Origin of the sequence: Pseudomonas arcuscaelestis (genome assembly GCF_016881005.1) — a bacterium.
Lineage (GTDB): Bacteria > Pseudomonadota > Gammaproteobacteria > Pseudomonadales > Pseudomonadaceae > Aquipseudomonas > Aquipseudomonas arcuscaelestis.
Map to the genome: position 1 here is coordinate 1 of NZ_JACOPV010000071.1, position 1,096 is coordinate 1,096.

The window sequence follows — 1,096 nt, forward strand, 5'->3', positions numbered from 1 at the left end:
GAGCTGTAAAGGCCCTCGCGGCCACTGAGCAAGGCTTCGAAGCGGTCGTTGCCGTCGCTGAAATGGGACGGGCTGAGAGTGAGCTTCCACTCGCGGCTTTCATTGGCGCGCCAGCGGATAAAGCCGCTGCCGCCGTTGGCGGTGATGTCCGCGTTCAACGCCCGCAGGGGTGTCGTGGACAACAGGTAGCCGAGGCTGCCGCCGTATTGCCAGTTGTCGTTGATGTCACGGGCAATCGACACGGCAGCGCCTTGCTTGGTGCCATTGCCATAGGAATGGTTGGAGACTTCGGCTTCGACGGTCATGTCGCGGGTACGCCGCTCTACGCCAATCACCTGCCAGCGATGGTGGCCGGTGCCTTCTTCGAAGTCAGCGGTGGCATAACCGGCACCGGCGAACAGGCGCCAGTCTTCGTCGATAGGCGGTGTGTAGAGACGGCTTTCAATGCCCCAGTCACGGCTGCCGGCCACTGCGCCAGCCTCGTTGTTATTGCCGCCACCAAAGCTTTTGCCGGTGTAGGCCTCGACCCGCAGTTCGGCCATGTCGTGCACATCGCGCAGGCGGCTGAGGCGCTGCACCTGACGGTTGTCCGGGTTGCGGGCGAGCACGTCATCGGTGAGCACGTCGAGTTGGCGCCACTCTTGAAGGTCCATGGCGGTGTACGCCTGGCTGACTTCCAGGCCGATATCACGCGGGGCCTGGGCTTCGGTTTCCTTGAGAATGCCTTCGGCGCGACGCGGTAAATCACGGGCGCGGTACATGTCTGCCTGGGCCAGGCGCAGGCCAACGTTACCCGGCGCTTTGGCGACCAACGCCTCCAGGCCGGCTTCACTGCCCGGCAGGTCGCCACCGTAGACGCCGGCCTGGGCCGACAGTTGCTGCGCGTCCATCCAGGCATCGTTGGGGTTGCCAACGGGCAGGCCCTTGAGTTCAACCCGAGGCTTCTGGCTGTTGGCGAGACCGTTGGCGACTTCGCGGGCGTCTTCGCCCTTGTCGCTTTCTTGCAGGGCGTAGTACAACGCGGTGCTGTCTTCGACCCGATCATCTGGCTCGGCGTCCGAGGCACTCAGCGCCTGGCGATACAGCGGCTCGGCCT

1 protein-coding gene is annotated in these 1,096 nt (G+C 64.5%); it reads right to left on the minus strand.

Features of this window, described 5'->3' with window-relative positions; all coding sequences use genetic code 11:
• Positions 1-1,096: poly-beta-1,6 N-acetyl-D-glucosamine export porin PgaA (pgaA, locus tag H8F21_RS29315; RefSeq protein WP_203585846.1), on the minus strand; the 1,096-nt coding region annotated here is incomplete at both ends.